This is a genomic window from Pseudoalteromonas sp. 120-MNA-CIBAN-0494 (assembly GCF_040308885.1).
Classification (GTDB): Bacteria; Pseudomonadota; Gammaproteobacteria; order Enterobacterales; family Alteromonadaceae; genus Pseudoalteromonas; species Pseudoalteromonas nigrifaciens.
The window spans coordinates 204,577-224,626 of the sequence record NZ_JBEOOE010000002.1; the positions used below are offsets into that span (position 1 = coordinate 204,577).

Below are 20,050 nucleotides of genomic sequence, written 5' to 3' on the forward strand. Positions count from 1 at the left end.
TTAGTTAAAGCAAATAGCTTTACTAAAGCTGCATGGCGACGGCAGTACAACAAAATAGCCGTAAAGGGTAGCATGTAACAACTAACCTAGTGGGCAGACCACATTTAAGTTGGCCTACGTTTTTACGACTTTAAAATTAACAAAGTGTATGCTTTATAGTACTTTAGTGTATTAATCTTGCATACGTATGCTGCGCTGTATTTGCTTTCATTAGTACTGCAAATATTTCCAACCTCAAATCAAGCAATGCAAGCATTGCAAATAACTCTCTTAAATGGGGTTTAATTTTAGGAAAAAATATGAAAATTACTATTCTCGATAATGCGACTCTTGCTAAAACATCACTTGATTGTATTGCTCAATTAGGTGAGCTTACCGTTCATGAATTAACAAGTGCGGAGCAAGTTGTTGCTCATAGTAAAAATGCTGACGTTTTAATTACCAACAAAGCAGTTGTAAACCGTGAAACTATGAGCCAATTAAAATCACTAAAGCTAATTTGTGTTAGTGCCACTGGTACTAATAATGTAGATTTAGTAGCAGCTAAAGAGCTTGGTATTGCAGTAACTAACGTTGCCGGCTATTCAACCCCCTCTGTAGTACAACATACCTTTTCTTTAATCACTAATTTATTAGGTAATACACATCGCTACCAAGCGGACTGCCAACAAGGTGCATGGCAAAAAAGTGAAATGTTTTGCCGCCTAGATTATAGCTTTAACGATTTACAAGACAAAACATTCGCTATTATTGGTGGTGGAACACTTGGTAGCGCGGTTGCAACGGTTGCTAGCGCTTTTGGCGCAAATGTAATTACTGCCGAGCGCAAAGGGACACAGTGCCGTGAAGGTCGTATCCCTTTTGAACAAGCAATTAAAACCGCCGATATAATTAGTGTGCACTGCCCATTAACCGATGAAACTCGCGATCTAATTACACTCAATGAGCTTAAAATGATGAAGCCAAGTAGCATTATCATTAATACTGCACGTGGCGGCATTATTAACGAAGCAGACTTAGCAACCGCTCTTGAGCAAAACTTAATTGCAGGTGCCGGGGTTGATGTGCTGACTAAAGAGCCCGCTGAACTAACTAACCCACTGGCTAATTATAAAGGCAATAACTTACTGCTTACGCCACATATTGCTTGGGCAAGCACAGAGTCAATTGTACGTTTGGTAAATGAGGTAAGTTTAAATATTGTGGCGTTTACGCAGCAGCAATCACGTAATCGCTTAGTGTAATACCTTGCTGTAGTGCCCTGCTGTAATGCCCAGCTGTGTAGCTCTAAAAAGCGCTACACTTTTTAAAACGTGTTCATCCGAAAATTAACTATTAAACGCCAATAACGTTGGCGTTTACTTTACAAATAAAAGTTTAATTAGCGGGCAACAACTTGATTACGGCCACCCTCTTTCGCTGCATATAAACCTAAATCAGCTTCTTCTAAAAGTGCCTGCTCAGTTTCAATACTTGCGTTTTCAGTACTAGCTACACCAATACTAATAGTTACATGCTCAGCATTAAGCGATGCTTTATGCGCTATATTTAATGCATTAACAGCATTACGTAGCTTATTTGCAAAGCCTGTCGCTTCAGCTTTATCTACACCGGGTAAAACGGCTGCAAACTCTTCTCCGCCATAGCGTGCAATAAAGTCACTGCCACGCTCACATTGTGCCGCAAGTGCTTGAGCCACCGCTTTTAAGCAGTCATCGCCAGCTCGGTGCCCATAAGTATCGTTGTAACGCTTAAAGTGATCTATATCCATAAGTAGCACTGAAAGTGGTGTGTTGTTGCGCTTACTTTTACGCCATTCACGAGATAGGTTTTCGTCTAGGTTGCGTCTATTGGGTATTTCGGTTAGGCCATCAATCGAAGCTAACATTTCAAGCAAATCATTTTTTTGCTTAATAAGCAGTTGATTACGTACTCTTACGCGCACAATTGATGAACAAAATGGCTTAGTTATATAATCCATTGCACCTAGTTCTAAACCTTTAGACTCGTCATCATGGCTGCTATTTGCCGATATAAAAATAACCGGGATCATTTGCGTTGCTGAATCTTCTTTTAATTTAACCAGTACTTCGTAGCCATTCATTCCTGGCATAACAATATCGAGTATAATTAAATCAACTTGTGTTGTTTTTATAAAAGTAAGCGCTTCGTCACCACTTTTAACTAAAAACACCTCATGCTCATCGCTAAGTGTTTTTTCGAGTACAATTCGATTAAGAGCATCATCATCAACAATTAATACTTTAGCTTTTTTTGACATCCATTGCCCCTAAAACGTTTATAAAAACAACCACCTGTTCTAACTGCATAATAAGCTCTTTCGTTGTTATTTCAACAGCTTTATCGGTTGTTTTAAGATCTTTTTCAGTTTGCTGTGCGCATTGCGACAGCCGACTAAAGCCTAAATTACCCGCTACGCCTTTAATACTATGCGCTATACGAATTAAGTCATCTTTATTATTACTTATTTTGAGCTGCGCTAATTGATTTTTGCACACACTAGCAAATTTACCGATCATAGTGTTAAGCAGTGTTTCGTTTAAACTAAACTGAGTTAAAGCAAATGAGTACTCAAAAAAGCTCGGCTTATAAGGTGCTAAATCGGTTATTGCACCTATAAGCACTTCTGCAACCACAGGTTTAGTTAAATGCTTATTCATGCCACACGCTAAAGAGCGTTCAATATCTGCAGGCTCACAATGAGCGGTTAGTGCAAAAATAGGTAATTGCTCTGCACTATACTGCTGCCTAATTAAAGTTGTTGCTTGGCAACCATCTAAATGAGGCATTTGCACATCCATTAAAATTAAGTCTGGCATTAAATTCGGTAATAATGCCATACCATCAATGGCACTAGTGGCTGTAACCACATTAATTTTTGCTTGGCGTAACACGCTGCTAATTATTTCTAAGTTTAATTGATTATCGTCAATCGCTAACACTAACAGACCCGACACACTTGGGTTTAATTTCGTTGTATTCGTTATTTTTAAAGCTGACTCTAAATTTAAATTAAACAATCGCTGTGCAAGCGCTGACGTTTTAATATGCTGTACAGTTAAACCCATGCTGATCGGCAAATTTAACCTTGGTTGATTACTTACAACAATAAGCGTAATTGCTTTTGCAAATAAAATATCTTTAATTACAGCTACCGCTAATAAAGCAGGTAAATCTGCTGCACCTATAATTAATTGCTTGGCTTTTAAATGCTCCCGAGGAGATTTTAATAATTGCTCTAAATTAGTATAAGTTAGCGTAGGAAATGCATTTATAACCTGAGTTAATTCGTGACTATGCGCTGATAAAATAACTAATGTATTATCAGGTAGCTGCTTACAAGCAGGTACAACATCTAATAAAACACTAAAGTAAAACTCACACCCTTCGCCTTTTTCACTATTTAGCGCTATTTCGCCACCCATTAACAGCACTGCCGACTTTACAATAGCCAGCCCTAAGCCCACGCCATGATGAGTTCGCGTAGATGACTCATCCCCTTGGGTAAAGGCATCGAATAAGCGCCTTTGATCGGCTTTATCTATGCCAACTCCGGTATCTATTACCTTAAAGCAAATATGTTGTTGCTCTGAGGTATCGCTTGGTAATAAATCCATTTTAAGGGTAATACTACCGGTTTTAGTAAATTTAACGGCATTAGTTAATAAGTTACCTAATACTTGCTGTAAGCGAATGCTGTCGCATATAAGGTTGGGGGCAATTAAGGGATCAATATCAATAATTAATTCAATCCCTTTGTTTTCACATAAAGGTGCCGTTAAACTTTCACAAATATCAACCAACTCAACAATGCTAAATGGCGCGAGTTTTAACTGCGCTGCCACACTTTCTACCCGTGCAAAATCCAGCATTCTGTTAAGCATTAACAACAAGCTGTGTGCTGCGTGCTTAGCTTGCGCGGTTTGCTCTAATTGTTTTGGCGTAAGTCCTTGCTCAATAAGCATATCAAGTAAACCAAATACCGCATTTAGCGGTGTGCGGATCTCATGACTTAAATTAGCAATAAATCGACTTTTTGCTAATGTGGCGCGCTCTGCATCATGTTTTGCTTTGGTTAATATACTTATATCTTGAATATGAATAACATAATACAGCGGCTCGGCATTTTCATTCCACACTAACGACACGCTCAGCTGTAACCAATCTGCCAGTTCGCCGTGCGCTAAAGTTAAATGGTATACCCGTTTTTTATTATTTAGTAATTGCGCTAACGTGGCTTTAATTTCTTGCCATTGGGGGTTACTAAACACCCGATTTAAAGGCGCTCCCGCCAATAAATTTTGTTCAGAAGATAGCTCTCTAGCCGCTTTATTCGCTTGTAAAATAGTATGATCAAGCGAAAGTAACACCACTCCATTAGCCGCAAACTCTATCGCACTTCTAAATTTAGTTTCTGATTCTTTTAATGCATGTAGGGTTTGCTGTTGCTCGGTTATGTCGCGGCCAATCCCCATAACGCCTAACAGTTGTTGCTGTTCATTATAAAATGGCGCTATGGTTAATAAGTAAGAGCGTTCTGCGCTATCAATACGTTGTTGAATTTGCGTGCGATTGTGTAGTACTTGTTGCTCTAGCTTACTAATTTTTTTACTATCGCTGCTCTCATTTTCTATTAATTTACCAACTAGCTCAGCTTGCTTTTTACCAATAAATGTTTCAAAAGCTTTATTACAACCTAAAAATAAGCCATCAATACTTTTAAAATAAATAAAGTCAGGAACGTTATTAAGTACAGTATTAAGTAAAGCTAAATGACGCTCTTTGGCTTCGTAGCTGCTGGTTAGTTTTTCAGACTGTAGCTGCAATTTTTTATCTAAATCTTTATTAACGTTCTGTAGGGATTCGACCAGCTGAGTATTTTTAGCAAATATAGCTTTTACCTTTAAAAACCATGGCTGCCAATTTAAAGGAATTTTATAGTTTAACTGCTCGCCAGTTACAGTGTCGTTATGCTCTAGATAACGCATTAAAAAGGTCATCGGCTTGATAAAAATACGCTGGCTCAACCAAAAAAACACGCTAAACATAATGCTTAAAAACACGGTTAAAAATATAAATTCTATCGCTGTTTCGTAAATAATCGGCGCAGATAACTGCTCTATTGGCTCATGGTAGGCAGCATGTATAGGGTAGTTACCAATTGGCTGCATTAAAAACTGATTACCTTTAATTTCCTTAGTATTATTGTGCTCTATTAATACTGCCGGCCAATATTGATTTAACTTAACAGCTTTGTTTATCAACTTTTGTGAGCTGGCAATAACCTCATGATACTGATTCATAAATATATATTCGCCTTGCTGCGGCGATACTTTTTTTAGCCAATTAGAAATAGCTTGTAAGTCATAAATAAGAACTATGTAATCTTGGGAGTTAATATCTTGTTGTCGGCCAATGGCAAAGTAGGCTTTATTAGCAACCTTAATAATTTGGCTAGAGCTGAGTTGCTCGGTTAAAAGTGGTGGTTTAAATTTGCCTTTTAAAATATCAGTTAAAAAGGCACTTTGGCTACGATCTCGCCTGGCAACGTAAGCAAAACCTTGCTCATCAACATAAGCAACTGCACTTAATGACTGTATTAGCGCTAACGTGGTGTTAAATGAAGGGGCTAACATAACGACTTTTTGCCAGCGTAATAAGGCACTTTGCGATTGAGAAAATTCGCCAGCACCTACTATTTCGCCATTTAAATTACTTAAATAACGATAGTAATAGTCATCATACTGATTAACGTGCAATGGCATTGTGCTATCTGCTAAATGCGGCTTAGGTTGGTGATACAAATTAAACATAGCGGTAAATAAATTATTTACCCCAGCCATAGTATGTTCAATTTGCGCCGATACATTAGCAAAATCGCCATGGCGCTTTTCTATCGCACGTTCAACCTTAATATTGTAAAGGTGCAAACATAATAATAAAGCCACAAACAAAGGCACGGCCAAAGCCACAACTAAAGAGCGGTAATAATCTTTTAAGGGTAAAAACTTCAACTGTTTGCCTGTTTTATGGCTCAATAATCAGCTAATAGACTAGCGAGCCATAATGTTAAGCGCAAGTTATAAGTTTTCTTCAGCGAATGAAGCTAGGCGACTACGTACCACACCATTGAGGTTTATTGTTGCGCTACCTTCAAAGTTTTTAAAGCGCTCCACAATATAAGTTAAGCCCGAAGTAACCGGTGTTAAGTAGTTACTGTCTATTTGTGCCAAGTTACCGGTACAAATTAGCTTAGTACCTTCGCCGCAACGGGTAATAATGGTTTTTAATTGTGCCGCCGTTAAGTTTTGGCTTTCATCTAAAATAACTACTGCATTTTGAATACTGCGACCACGCATAAAATTTACCGACTTAAACTGAATATTGGCTTTTTCCATAATATAATTACGGCTTGAAATTGGATTTTCGTCGCCCTTATGTAATACCTCTAGGGTGTCGGTAATGGCCGCTAGCCATGGCGCCATTTTTTCTTCCTCAGTGCCGGGTAAAAAGCCAATTGACTCGGCTATTTCTGGCGTATTACGCGTTACTATTACTTTGTCGTAAATGCCTTTTTCGATCACCATTTCTAGTGCACTAGCAAGCGCCAATAAAGTTTTACCACACCCTGCAGGGCCGGTTAAAATAACCAGTTCTATGCTGGTATCTAATAAAGCATCGAGTGCCATACCTTGGTAAATATTTTTTGGTTTAATACCCCATGCACCTTGGTTCATTAATCGCTCATAACCTATATCTTTTAAGGTTATATGCTCCTCATCGTACGATTTAACTCGCGCTGCAAACTGATCCCCCTCATCAATTAAATACTCATTATAAAATACATCAGGGATTAAGTTTTTAGCCAAATGATGCAAGGTCTCACGGCCATATTGCTCAGTATTACATTGGCCAACATGCTGCCAAAAGTCTCCGGCTATTTTTTTGTAGCCGCTGGTTAGTAAGCTAATGTCGTCTATAAGCTGATCGGTGCGGTAATCCTCAACATAATTAAGCCCTGCACCTTTGGCTTTTAAGCGCATATTTATATCTTTAGTGACTAATATTACTTTGCTATTTGTGTGCTGCTTTTGTAAATGCACTGCACAGTTAATAATGCGATGATCGTTTTCATTGCCTGGCAGGCCAGAAATAGAGTCGGCAAATAAATGATCGTTTACAATAATTAAGGTGCCGTTTGATGCTGTTTTCGCTTTTTTATTGCTAGGAAGGGCTACGCCTTGGAGCATTTGCTCTGGTGTGGCATTTTTTAATATTTCATCTAAACCACGAATAGCCACGCGAGCATCACGGCTTACATCGTGTTTTCTATCTTTTATATGATCAAGCTCCTCTAACACTGTCATCGGAATAACTACATGGTGCTCTTGAAACGATAAATACGCGAGGGGTTCGTGAAGCAATACATTGGTATCTAGCACATACATTTTACTTTTAAGGTTCGAAGCATTTTCCATAGCACTTTCCTTACTTTTTATGATGAGTATGCTATACCAAACTAACTAAGTGCTTTTGAGTAGTGATGGCTCGTTAGTTACTTAGGTATAATTTTAGTTTAGTCTATTTGTCATAAAAGTCCGTTTTATTACAAACTCGATTTTGTTTTAATTAAACCTTAAAACTAAAGTAATTGACTGACTAAAATAGTGCATTTTAAAAGTTAATTAAGTAGGTTTTGCTAAGGAAATATTTTTAATGCTGCTAACGCTCAAAGTAATAGCTGCAGAGCTATTTATTATCTTACTGTGTACTTATTTACCCAAAAAAGATCCAGATGTTAGCCGTTTTGTTAGGAATAATTCACACTTACCGAATTAATTAAAAGTGAGGCTAATAGCGCCTTGCAGTGGTGTTGTCTAACAGGTAACATAGCCGCCTTTTTCTTCATAGACGAGACATATATGAATTTTTCCTTAGGTCAGCGTTGGATCAGTGATACAGAGTCAGATTTAGGATTAGGCACAGTTGTTGCCATTGAGGGCCGTCAGGTCAGCATATTATTTCCTGCTAGTGGCGAAAGCCGCGTTTATTCTTGGGCAGAAGCACCCGTAACCCGTGTGTCATTTAATCCTGGCGATGTGATCAAAAGCGTTGAAGAGTGGGAATTAGAAGTTGAGTCTATTGAAGTGCAAGGCGAGCTACTTTGTTATCACGGTACTCGTGTTGATAATGGTGAAGCAGCCAAACTAAAAGAAACCTTTCTAGATCATTTTATTAAGTTTAACAAACCTCAAGATCGTTTATTTGCCGGCCAAGTAGATCGTTTTGATCGTTACACGCTGCGCTACCAAACATGGTTACATAAATTTGAACGTGAACAGTCGCCTATAAAAGGCTTAATTGGTCAGCGTGCTAATCTTATTCCGCATCAGCTTTATATAGCCCAAGAAGTAGGTAAACGTTTTGCACCACGCGTACTTTTGTCAGATGAAGTAGGCCTTGGTAAAACAATTGAAGCGGGAATGATTTTACATCAGCAAATTATTAGTGGCCGTGCCAGCCGTGTGCTTATTGTAGTACCCGAAAATCTGCAGCACCAATGGTTAGTAGAAATGCTGCGCCGCTTTAATTTACGTTTCTCTATTTTTGATGAAGATCGTTGCGATGAAGCGTTTGCCGACTCGCCAAATGTATTTGATACCGAACAACTGGTACTTACCAGCCTAGAGTTTTTAACCAAGAAAAAACGTTGGTTCGAACAAGCAACTTTAGCTGACTGGGATTTACTAGTAATAGATGAAGCGCATCATTTAAGTATTAATAATGGTAAGCCAAGCTCAGAGTATCAACGTATGGCCGAGCTTAGCCAAGATATTCCGGGCCTTATTTTACTTACCGCCACGCCAGATCAACTTGGTCATAGCAGCCACTTTGCTCGCCTACAGCTACTCGATCCAGACAGGTTTTACGACTACGACGTATTTAAAGAAGAGGAAGCAAATTACAAAGACGTTGCCGAAGCTGCTAATCAATTACTCCAAGAGCAAGGCCTAGACGAGAGCGCTAAAGCGACTTTAATTGAGCTATTAAAAGAAACCGACATTACCGATATTCTGGCAAAAGCACAGCAAGGTGATTTACCCGCGCGTAAAGAAATACTTAACATGTTACTGGATCGCCACGGCACCGGCCGCATCTTATTTAGGAATAGCCGCAGCGGCATTGACGGCTACCCTAGCCGTATATTACACGCTTACCCTATGCCATTGCCAAAGCAATATAAAACAGCAATGACAGTACTGGGCAATATGAGCGGCATTCAAAATCCCGAACTTAGTGCACAGCGCGCACTATTCCCAGAAAAAATATTTCAAGAGTTTGAAGGCGAAAGCGCCAGCTGGGGAGCATTTGATCCTCGCGTAGATTGGCTAATCGACACTCTTAAAACCCTTAAGCGTGAAAAAGTACTGCTAATATGTGCTAAAGCCGAAACAGCTATCAGCCTTGAGCAAATACTACGTGAACGCGAAGCAATTAAAGCCTCAGTGTTTCACGAAGGTATGTCGATTATTGAGCGTGACCGCGCCGCTGCATTTTTTGCAGACGAGTACGACAACGCGCAAATACTGCTGTGTTCTGAAATTGGCTCTGAAGGGCGTAACTTTCAGTTTTCACATCATTTAGTGTTATTTGATTTACCACTAAACCCAGATTTACTAGAGCAACGTATTGGCCGACTAGACCGCATTGGACAAACTCAAGATGTGAACATTCACGTGCCATATTTTGAAAACACCGCCCAAGAAGTATTACTACGTTGGTACAACGAAGGCCTAGACGCATTCGAATCTACCTCGTCAACGGGACAAATGTTGTATAAAGAATTCCGTGATGACCTACTTGATTACATTGCAGCGCATAACTGCGACGAAGACGAGTTAGATCCATTACTTGAGCAAGTAGCACAAAAAAATGCGGTACTGCGCAAACAAATGGAAAGCGGACGCGACCGTTTACTTGAGCTGCATTCATCGGGCCAAGGCGCAGCCGACTCTTTGGTAGCTGATATTGAAAAACTAGACAATCAGTTTGAACTGCCTAGTTACATGATTAACGTATTTGACACCTTTGGCGTAAGCCAAGAAGATAAAGGCGAAAATACCATTATCTTAAAGCCAACCGAGCATATGTTAAACGCCTCGTTTCCGGCATTAAGAGAAGATGGCATGACAGTTACATTTGACCGCGATACCGCGCTTTCGCAAGAAGACGTGCACTTTATTAGTTGGGATCATCCTATGGTGCAAGGCACCCTAGATATGATTTGTGACGACGATTTTGGTAGCGCATCGGTTGCTTTGCTTAAAAACAAAAAACTACCACCAGGCACCTTTTTTGTTGAGCTTATTTTTGTAGCCGAAGCAATGGCGCCAAAAGTATTGCAGGTTGGTCGCTTTTTACCACCTACGCCAATTCGTATTTTACTCGATAAAGCAGGTAATAACTTAGGTGAAAACGTGGCGTTTGACGGCTTTAATCAGCAGCTTTCTGCCGTTGGTCGCCAAACAGCCAGTAAACTAGCCGGCGCATTGCAAAGTGCTATTCACCCAATGATCAGCACCGCAAAAGACATGGCACAAGAAAAACTTGAAGTTATTCGTGCTGCGTCACTGGCTAAAATGCAAACATCACTAAGTGAAGAGCAGCAGCGATTAGTCGCCCTTAAGCAAATTAACCCTAATATTCGCCAAGAAGAAATTACCTTCTACGATAAGCAACGCACAGATTTAACTACCTACATTGAAAAAACCCAGTTAAAACTCGATGCGATTCGTTTAATTGTGGTTTCGCACTAACGCTTTGGCGATAAGCTGACAGCCGTTAGTAAAAAATTGCTAATGTGCGAATGAAGAAAGCGCGGTATTTAAATTGTACCGCGCTTTTTTCCTGTATAAATTACCTCACAAACCTAATTTTAACTGGGGAGTATTTTTCCATACTAGAAGTAAACTCTTGATTTCTTAAAGCATAATCATTTTTAATAAATTGAGAAACCATATCTATCTCGGGAAAGAGTTTTGCTTTCGAAATCCCTACTCCTGCCAATTGTTTCAAAATACTTAACTTATCAGAAGCTTTAATAATATACCTTTTAGATTTCGGTCTAAATATCCATTCCTGAGGAATTTCAGCCGGAGTGTACTTGTTCTTACCAATACCAAATAATAAAAAAGCTCCATCTTGACTGGCTAACCTAGGGTTATCCATTTTTGGTTTAACACAAACAACACTTTGAAGATGCTCTGGATTAATTCTTTCCAAAAAATGGGGCTTCTCTTTTTTTATATCATGCATTAGCTTTAAGGCATGATGATTTTTTGGGTTGTGAAAGTTTTTATCACTCCCTCTAAATTGGGGGGTAATTTCAAAATCAGATGGAGACCAAGCAAGATTCGATATAACGCTTACTGTATCGCTATCAAAATACTTAACTTTCTGATCAGGAATTTTAAAAAATATTATTTCTCCATCTTTATCTTCATCGTCTTGTCCAATACACGCAAAATATAAAGCTACTAAAGGATTCTCCGAAAGGTCAAGTAACCGAGTAGGTAAGTCATAGTGTTGCATTTTCACCAGTTTTTCAAAGCTACTATTCATCGAACTAAACTCATTTGGGCACCTCATAATGATTTCTTGGATCATTTTATGCTCATTTGAATACCACAGCTTTTTTCTATAAATAGATGGTAGAGAAAAAAACGTCTTATTAGCGTGTCCTCTGAAAAAAAACGAAAACCCTTCCTCTTCCAACTCAGGTGTAATACCGAGTAAAGTCCTCAAACTCCCTAGTTGTGTTTCTTTAATATCCATTTTTATCTTTACTTTAATTATGTGTAGGCTTCTAATTTACAATAACTTATATAGAGCTATTTTTTTAGTTATTATTAAACTTTCGAAATTATTTTTAATAATTGTAATAATATTACGCATTGAGTATTCCTTATTACTTCACTAAAATGGCGCCCTTGTAAATCACTGAGGTCGGCCGTGTTAATTAACTACAATCCCCCAACAGATCCGTATTTAACTATTCTGTATCAGGATGAGGACTTACTCATCGTTAATAAGCCTAGCGAGTTGTTAACCGTGCCAGGTAAAGACCCTAAACATGCCGATTGCTTAATAAGCCGTGTTATCCGAGTTTTTCCTACTGCTAAAATAGTGCACCGTTTAGATATGGCAACGTCGGGCATACTTTGCTTGGCAATGAATAAAGCCGCACACCGCCATGTAAGTATGCAGTTTCAGGAGCGCGAAACCGCCAAGCGCTATATTGCCCGGATATATGGGCAACTTGAGGCGCAAACCGGCTCGGTTGATTTACCGCTTATTTGCGATTGGCCTAATCGCCCCAAGCAAATGGTTGATCACGAAAACGGTAAGCCGTCGCTTACGCACTTTAAAATACTTGAACGTGAACCACATGCAACCCGTGTAGAACTAACCCCTATTACAGGGCGCTCGCACCAGTTGCGTGTACATATGCTAAGCCTAGGCCATCCTATTTTAGGTGATAGGCTTTACGCGCACAAAGAGGCACTCGCTGCGGCGCCGCGCTTGCAATTACACGCACAAATGCTCAGCTTAAAACATCCAACTACTGAGCAAATACTTACATTTGAAGCTGACCCTGATTTTTAGCGCTAACAATTAATATTAAAGTTTAGCCTGTTACGCTAAACTTTTTTGCTGCTGCGCCGATATCTAAGTAATATTTTTTATTTGAGTTGGTTATGCTATTGGCGCAGTATTTAAAGGTAATTAAACTAAACGTACTGCTAAGCTGTGCGCTACTTTTAACTGTGCAAGTAACTGCAGCAGAGCATATTGCCCCACCCTCATATGCAAGTATTGAAAATAATGATATTCAACACTTACTTCCCAATGATGAAATAAAGCCTATATTAGCTGGCGATACTGAATTTTTAACCTTGTACAGCGAGTATATGAGTGCTGATTTTAGAGGCACTGTACTGCTTATACCTGATTGGCAATCAAGCGCGACCAATAATGCCGGAATGAGCTTTTTACGCAAAGAACTAAATAATTTAGGCTACACTACCTACGCAATGACAGTACCTGATATTAACTGGCAGGCGAGTGAAGTAGCCACTGCTGCAACTAACGAAAACACTGCAACTGAAAGCACCTCAGCTGAAAATATTCTTGCCCAAAGCTCTGACAATGTAAATACAGCTAATCAAAGCACTGATAATGAAAGTGCTGCTGTTGAAAGTGCTGCAGTTGAAAGTGCTACTATTGAGGATACTGGTGTAAACAAAAGTGCTGAGCCACACCATGTTAATGCCATTGAAAAAGTGAGTGACGCGGTACTCGATAACTATAAAGTAAATTTAATCGCCCGCTATGAAGCACTGTATAATACAGCAATGGCAGAGCCGAATAATATTGTAGTAATTGCCCAGGGGATCAGTGCTGGCGTGCTACTTGAACATTATGCGCAATTTCCCGACTCAAGACTTAATGCATTTATAAGTTTAAGCAGTTATTTACCTAACAGTAAGCGTAATCAAGACTTAAGCCAAACTTCGTCTTTAATTGCCCCACCATTACTGGATATTTACTACGCTAACGATAACAACGAGATTTTAATGAACCTTAAAAATCGTCAGCGCTGGGTTAACCGCAACGCAAAATTTGATTATCGCCAACGCCAGTTATTTGGTTTGCGCAATCAGCCCGATCAACATGCACGCCTAAGTAAAGAAATAGACGGCTTTTTACGCCGACTTTTTTAAATACTCGTAAGCAGCTTGAATATCTTGGCTTTTTTTGACCGCTAATTCCATCATATGTTTTGGTAAACCTTGCGATACCAATTTATCAGGGTGATGCTGCGCCATCAGTTTTCGATACGCGAGCTTTATTTCTCGCGCTGTTGCCGAGTCATTAAGCCCTAATAATGCCAACGCTTGTGCGCGGTTTATATTATTATTAGGTGGTACATGATGGCCTGAACCTTCACGGTAACTGCTACTTTGCCCTTGTTGTTGTTTATAACGCTGTTGCTGCTGCCTAAAGCTAAACTCTGCTTGGTAACGCTTTAATACAAAAGCAAAGTGCGCTCTAGATACGCCTAACTGTTTACTCACTTCTTGTAAAAGTAGTTTTTCTTGCTCAGCGAGTACACCATCTGAAAATGCCATTTGAATTTGAATTTCTAAAAATAGCTGTAATAAATCATAACGCTTAGCAAAACGTTCTTTAAAGTCTTGTACTGTTTCTTTTAATGAAAAATCATTTTCTTTACCCGACTGAAATGCATGTTGTGCTTCGCGGCGCTCTTCGCCTTGTAGGCCCATTTCGTCCATAAATAACGTTGCAGCTTTAATATGTACTTCGCTAATGCGCCCATTTGATTTAGCAATATGCCCCATAACTGCAAAACAGCTAGAAAAAAACAGCGCTTGACGCTCGTTGACGTCGTCACCTTTAAATAAGTTTGAAAAGCCACCGGCTTTATCAAAATCTTTTTTTAAGCTTTTATCAAACATATGGCCAAGATATAGGCCAAAAATAGCACCAAATATTTTGCCAAACATAAAACCGAAAATAAACCCGAGTATTTTTCCCCACATCTAAATTATTACCTCTATTAAATTTGTCGTTGATTAAGTGCTGATAATCGCTCAGGAGTACCTACATCATCCCATTGGCCTATGTAGAGTTCGGTAGAGACTAAATGTTCAGTTAATTTTTTAGCTAAAATAGGCCCAAGCGGACGAACACCTTGCTCAAAATCGTTAAAAAAATCGGCTTGATATCGGCCAATTCCAGAAAATGTATATTTTTGACTATCACTCGACAAATGACTGAGTGCAAAATCACCGTTAGGATTATGCGGTGGGTTTTCTATCAGCACTATGTGCGCCTCACCCGCTTGTAAATGCAGTTGAGTTAACGCGCTTACATCGTAATCGGTATATATGTCGCCATTTATAACAATAAAGGTATCGCCTAATAGGGGCAGCGCAGCAATAATGCCACCGGCCGTTTCAAGGCCACCTGCCACTTCTTGGCTATAACGTATATTTACGCCCCACTTGCTGCCATTGGCAAAATAATCTTTAATTTTATCACCTTGCCACGCAAGGTTTATTACTATTTCGGTAATACCCGCCGCTTTAAGATTAACAATATGATGCTCAATTAATGGCTTACCCGCTACTGCCAACATAGGTTTAGGCATATTTTGCGTTAGTGGCATCATACGTTGTCCGCGCCCGGCCGCTAAAATCATCGCCTTCATGTGCGCTCCTTAGCCAAGCGCTCAACCACTTTAGGAGCAATGGTATTTTGTATAAATAAGCCAAGGGCCTGTAGCTCTGAATAATTAGCAGCTACCTCTACAATGTATGCAAGTGTAGGAAGTATATTAGCCAAATAACCTTTTTTACCATCACGTAAATACAAACGACAAAAAATACCTGCCGCTTTTAAATGGCGCTGTAAACCGGTTAAATCAAACCAATATTTAAATTCATTAAAGGTAACATTAGCAATTAAACCTTGGCGATTAAATTCATCGTATCCGTATTTAACTAAATGAGTTAATTCGCTCTCTGGCAGTTTAAAATAGCAATCGCGTAACAAAGATACCAAGTCGTAACACAACGGCCCGCGTACAGCATCTTGATAATCTATGATCGCCCATTGCTGGTTGCAGCGCATAATATTACGACTATGGTAATCGCGGTGCATGGTAACGCTAGGCTGAGCAAGCATGGTATTACTAAGCAGATCACAGCTTGTTTGCCACAGCATTTGTTGCTCTGCTGTTAGTTCACAATCAATGAAGTCATGCATTAACCACTGGCTGAATATGCCAAGCTCAACAGCTATAAACTTTTTATCATAAGCTTGCATAGCAGCGGCTGCAGGTGTTTTTGCCCACTGTACGCTCAGCTTAATTAATTGCTGGTAATACTCGGTGCGGTGCTCATCATCAAGCATGTCTGCTAGGTGCGTGCTGCCTAAGTCACTTAAAATAAAAAAACCTTGCTGCTCGTCACTGGCAATAATAGCGGGCAATAAAAATCCTTGCTGCGTAAATACGCTATTAAGCGAGATATACGGCGCATTATTTACTTTAAGCGGATCGGAATCCATCACTATAAAGCTGTTATTAGCACAATTTAAGCGATAATAACGACGAAAACTCGCATCGGCAGTAATTGCCGCTAACGTGCATTGTTGCTCACTAAAGTGAGTATTTATAAAGAGTTGTAAGCGTTCAAAACGTGTCATTTTATAAGCTATCTATTTTTCACTAATTACTTTGCCATTGTTTTCCTTTATTATGTCTACTTGAAATTAATCACAGCGTATAAAGGTCGATAAATGAGCAAAACCTGGGGCATATTGATGCTAAGCGTACTGAGCGCACCATCGCTTGCCGAAACTGAACTGACACACAAGTTTTGTGGCACTTCAATGCAAACCAGAGCTTGGCAACCGCTTCCTGGCTTAAAGCTAGGTATGGTTGATATTCGCGCTAACGACGTAGAGCTTTTAGGCACACAAAGCGCTGAATTTACTGGTAATGTTGATATTAACACCGTTAATATGAGTTTGTCCGCACAAACTGCACTAATCGATAAACAACGCGGTTTACTCAATGCTACTGGGCCAATTACTTATCGCGACAAAATAAGCGAAGTTAACAGCACTGGCCTCAACGCCGATTTAAATAATTCAGCAATCAGCTTACTTGGTGCACAATATAGCCTAACACAACAGCTAGGCAAAGGTGGCGCTGAAAAACTCACCGTTGATGAGTCTGGCTTAATGCTAATGAATGCAAGCTTTACTGCTTGCCCTGGCGAAGTACCTGTGTGGGCCATTGAAGCCGACGAAATTAACCTTTCTCGCGAAGAAGGCTGGGGCGAAACCTATAATGCGGTTTTACGCATCCTAGATACGCCGGTTTTATATTTACCTTATTTTACCTTTCCGCTTGATGAGCGCCGTAAATCTGGGTTACTTACGCCTAGTTTTTCAAGCTCAGATCGCTATGGTTTAGAAACTATTACGCCTTACTACTGGAATATCGCTCCCAATTTAGATGCCACCATTACCCCGCGTTATATGTCGCGTAAAGGTTTACAACTGCAAACTGAATTTAGATATTTAACCCAAGAGCATGAAGGCTTAGTGGGTATTGAATATTTAAATAAAGATGATTCAGACCCCGATCTTGGCGATCGTTATATGTTTCATTGGCAACAAAAAAGCTATTTAGGTGAAAACTGGCGCGCTAATGTTGATATAACAAACGTGAGTGACGACAACTACTTAACTGATTTAGACTCTAATTATGCCAGTAAAACCGATACTCAATTGTACAGAACAGGCTCGCTTACTCATATGGGCGACACTTGGCGTACCGATATTACAGTACAAAACTTTGAAGTACTGGGAGATCACTTAGAGTCTTATACCGCTTTGCCACAAATTAGTTTTACCCAAACCGCACCTTGGCAATACGACAACTTTGATTTTAGTGTATCGGGAGAAGTGAGCCACTTTACTAATAGCTCAGCTATTATTGATCAAGCTACTCGAATACATATTGAGCCAAAAGCTCGCTTTGATTATAAAGAACATGCATGGTCGTTTTTATCAGAAGTAAGCATATTACAAACAAACTACAAACAGCATGGTGATTTAGAAGGTACTCAATACAGCGAAAGCGTATCGCGTACACTGCCAAAAGTACGTTTGTATACACAACTTAATTTTGAGCGCGAAACCTCCTACTTTATTGATGACGGTATTCAAACTTTAGAGCCACAGCTACAATATTTATATACCCCTAATGAAGATCAATCTGATATTGGCTTATTTGATACTGCCAAACTACAAGATGATTTTTTTGGTTTATTTAGAGACACACGCTTTTCAGGTGTTGATAGAATAGCTGCTGCTAACCAATTTACCTTAGGTGCAACGACTCGGTTATTTGACAAAAAACACCAAGAAGTATTTAATTTTAGCGCCGGACAAATATTTTATTTAAGCGATTCAGCCAAACCTACAGAGCAAGGATTAAACTCAGACACCAACTACAATGCCTTGTTTGCAGCACAAACCATGGTACATTGGCATCGTCGCTGGTATTTATCTGCGGGTATTCAGTATGATACTGACGGTAAACAAATTATTCAGTCTAACGTAACGCTCGACTATAAAGGCGACGATAATGAGCTAGTTCAATTGAACCATCGGTATTCAGATGATGTCTCAGGTAATGCAATTGAACAAACAGGCTTATTTACAAGCATTCCAGTGAGCGACGAATGGCAGTTTATTGCAAGCTATCACCGCGACCTTGAAAATAACCGCAGTATCGAAGTGTTAAGCGGACTACAGTATGAATCGTGCTGTTGGGCATTTCAAATTACTGGCCATCGCCAAATTGTTACCGACTTAAATCAGTCTATAGGGCAACAACAGGCGACTTTTGATTCAAGCATTCGTTTGAATTTTGTTTTAAAAGGGTTAGGTAGTAAAAGCCGTTATGATGCTAAAAAATTATTACAACAAGGTATTTTTGGTTATCGTAGACCGTATTTTCTTAATGACTAGGACACTATTTTTAAAGTTAAAGTAGTATTAATTAACGCTAAAAATTGAGTATTCCCTAGGATCACAACAGTACTATTAGCAAGAGTAGTAAAAAGAATATGAATTTAAAAAAATTATTAACATCAGCAGTTTTAAGTATTAGCTTATGCCAAAGCGCATTTGCAGCTCCGGTTGAAATCGACAAAGTTATTGGCATAGTCAACCAAGGAGTTATTTTAAAAAGTGAAGTGGACACCATAGTTAACCGTGTTAAAAAGCAAGCTGAAGAACAGAGTCAGGAGCTTCCTAAAGACGAAACATTACGTGTCCAGGCCGTAGAGCGATTAGTTAACCAAACACTCATGATGCAAATGGCTGAGCGTATGGGGTTAGAGATTTCAGACAGCCAACTAGATCAAACACTTGCAAGTATGGCTAAAGAGCAAGGCGGTAGCATTGCAGATTTACGTCGTACTATTGAGGGCTCGGGAGAAAGCTTTCAAGCATACCGTGAAGAAATTCGTAAAGAGATCACTACGCAACAAGTTATGCGCGCCAATGTTGATCGCCGTGTTTATGTAAGCGAGCAAGAAGTAGATAACTTACTAAAAATTATGGAAAGCCAAGGTCAAAACGCAGAAGAGTATGACATTGGCCATATTTTAATTGATATTCCTAGTGATGCTAGCGCCGATGAAATTGCGTCAGCTAAAACGCGCGCAGACAAAGTAATTGAATTACTTAATGACGAGCAAGAATTTAAACGCATTGCTATTTCATCATCAAGCGGCTCTCAAGCACTTGAAGGTGGACAACTAGGTTGGATGGGCATTAACGAAATGCCGTCGTTATTTGCTGAAGCCGTAAAAGGTAAAAAGCAAGGCGCTATTATTGGTCCGCTGCGCTCTGGTGCTGGTTTTCATATTATAAAAGTCCAAGATGTTCGTGGTCGTCAAGTTGTAGAAACAACTGAAACTCGCTCACGTCATATTTTAATAAAACCATCTATTATTTTAAGTGAAGAAAAAGCACGTAGTATGCTTGCCGGTTTTGTAAAAGACTTACGCGCTGATAAAGCCGACTTTGCAAAACTTGCTAAAGAATACTCAGAAGATCCAGGCTCAGCCCTTAAAGGTGGTGAGTACGATTGGGCTGATCCAACTAGCTATGTTCCTGCCTTTAGAGATACTTTATTATCACTTAAGCAAAATGAAATTAGCGAACCATTTAGAAGCCAATTCGGTTGGCATATTGTGCAGTTACTCGATACCCGTGTAGCTGATAAAACCGAGCAAGCTAAACGCAACCGCGCCCATGGCATGCTATTTAATCGTAAATTTAAAGAAGAAAGCTTTAACTGGCAGCAAGAAATGCGCGAACAAGCCCATGTTGAAATTTTCCCAATAGACGAATAACT

13 protein-coding genes are annotated in these 20,050 nt (G+C 39.5%); 6 read left to right on the forward strand and 7 right to left on the reverse strand.

The genetic code is table 11. The features are described from left to right. Positions 1 to 299 precede the first annotated feature (299 nt). A complete protein-coding gene (locus AAEY55_RS02680; RefSeq protein WP_182683903.1) occupies positions 300 to 1,244 on the forward strand; it encodes a D-2-hydroxyacid dehydrogenase in 945 nt (314 codons plus the stop codon). A 137-nt stretch (positions 1,245 to 1,381) separates the two neighbouring features. Here the strand turns inward: AAEY55_RS02680 and AAEY55_RS02685 are convergent, their stop codons facing one another. From AAEY55_RS02685 to AAEY55_RS02695, 3 genes are all read right to left on the reverse strand, one after another. Further along, complete coding sequence (locus tag AAEY55_RS02685; RefSeq protein WP_011329268.1) at positions 1,382 to 2,281, reverse strand: diguanylate cyclase; 900 nt, start codon at positions 2,279 to 2,281, stop codon at positions 1,382 to 1,384. Then, positions 2,265 to 6,035, reverse strand: a complete 3,771-nt coding sequence (locus tag AAEY55_RS02690) for a PAS domain-containing hybrid sensor histidine kinase/response regulator (RefSeq protein WP_197181808.1) — start codon at positions 6,033 to 6,035, stop codon at positions 2,265 to 2,267. The genes AAEY55_RS02685 and AAEY55_RS02690 overlap by 17 nt, the downstream gene beginning before the upstream one ends. A 66-nt stretch (positions 6,036 to 6,101) precedes the next feature. Further along, positions 6,102 to 7,499 (reverse strand): PhoH family protein, encoded by a 1,398-nt coding sequence (locus tag AAEY55_RS02695; protein ID WP_192531887.1) that lies wholly within the window; start codon positions 7,497 to 7,499, stop codon positions 6,102 to 6,104. 444 nt (positions 7,500 to 7,943) lie between these two features. Here AAEY55_RS02695 and rapA point away from each other — a divergent pair, with 444 nt between their 5' ends. Continuing rightward, positions 7,944 to 10,838 carry an RNA polymerase-associated protein RapA gene (gene rapA / locus AAEY55_RS02700; protein WP_011329272.1) on the forward strand — a complete coding sequence of 965 codons (2,895 nt, stop codon included), beginning with the start codon at positions 7,944 to 7,946 and terminating at the stop codon, positions 10,836 to 10,838. Positions 10,839 to 10,938: 100 nt separating this feature from the next. Here rapA and AAEY55_RS02705 read toward each other — a convergent pair whose 3' ends face one another. After that, complete coding sequence (locus AAEY55_RS02705; RefSeq protein WP_058374201.1) at positions 10,939 to 11,856, reverse strand: FRG domain-containing protein; 918 nt, start codon at positions 11,854 to 11,856, stop codon at positions 10,939 to 10,941. 177 nt (positions 11,857 to 12,033) lie between these two features. Here AAEY55_RS02705 and rluA point away from each other — a divergent pair, with 177 nt between their 5' ends. Both rluA and AAEY55_RS02715 read left to right on the forward strand, forming a co-directional pair. Further along, the gene (rluA, locus tag AAEY55_RS02710) at positions 12,034 to 12,687 is read left to right on the forward strand and encodes a bifunctional tRNA pseudouridine(32) synthase/23S rRNA pseudouridine(746) synthase RluA (protein ID WP_350549951.1); all 654 of its coding nucleotides are present in this window, start codon (positions 12,034 to 12,036) and stop codon (positions 12,685 to 12,687) included. A 92-nt stretch (positions 12,688 to 12,779) separates the two neighbouring features. Further along, positions 12,780 to 13,805, forward strand: a complete 1,026-nt coding sequence (locus AAEY55_RS02715; RefSeq protein WP_350549954.1) for a DUF3530 family protein — start codon at positions 12,780 to 12,782, stop codon at positions 13,803 to 13,805. Here AAEY55_RS02715 and djlA read toward each other — a convergent pair. From djlA to AAEY55_RS02730, 3 genes are read right to left on the reverse strand one after another with little or no spacing between them, the layout of a single operon-like run. Continuing rightward, a complete protein-coding gene (gene djlA, locus AAEY55_RS02720) occupies positions 13,788 to 14,645 on the reverse strand; it encodes a co-chaperone DjlA (RefSeq protein ID WP_350549957.1) in 858 nt (285 codons plus the stop codon). The two genes, AAEY55_RS02715 and djlA, sit on opposite strands and share 18 nt — an antisense overlap. Positions 14,646 to 14,662: 17 nt before the next feature. Further along, positions 14,663 to 15,316 (reverse strand): N-acetylmuramate alpha-1-phosphate uridylyltransferase MurU, encoded by a 654-nt coding sequence (gene murU, locus AAEY55_RS02725; protein ID WP_058374205.1) that lies wholly within the window; start codon positions 15,314 to 15,316, stop codon positions 14,663 to 14,665. After that, on the reverse strand, positions 15,313 to 16,314 hold the full coding sequence (locus AAEY55_RS02730; protein ID WP_089368768.1) for an aminoglycoside phosphotransferase family protein: 1,002 nt from the start codon (positions 16,312 to 16,314) through the stop codon (positions 15,313 to 15,315). The genes murU and AAEY55_RS02730 overlap by 4 nt, the downstream gene beginning before the upstream one ends. Positions 16,315 to 16,407: 93 nt before the next feature. Between AAEY55_RS02730 and lptD the strand changes: the two genes are divergently transcribed. Then, positions 16,408 to 18,654: an LPS assembly protein LptD gene (gene lptD, locus AAEY55_RS02735; protein ID WP_041454580.1), complete on the forward strand. Its 2,247-nt coding sequence runs from the start codon at positions 16,408 to 16,410 to the stop codon at positions 18,652 to 18,654. Positions 18,655 to 18,752: 98 nt separating this feature from the next. Then, complete coding sequence (surA, locus tag AAEY55_RS02740; RefSeq protein WP_011329281.1) at positions 18,753 to 20,048, forward strand: peptidylprolyl isomerase SurA; 1,296 nt, start codon at positions 18,753 to 18,755, stop codon at positions 20,046 to 20,048. Positions 20,049 to 20,050 lie beyond the last annotated feature (2 nt).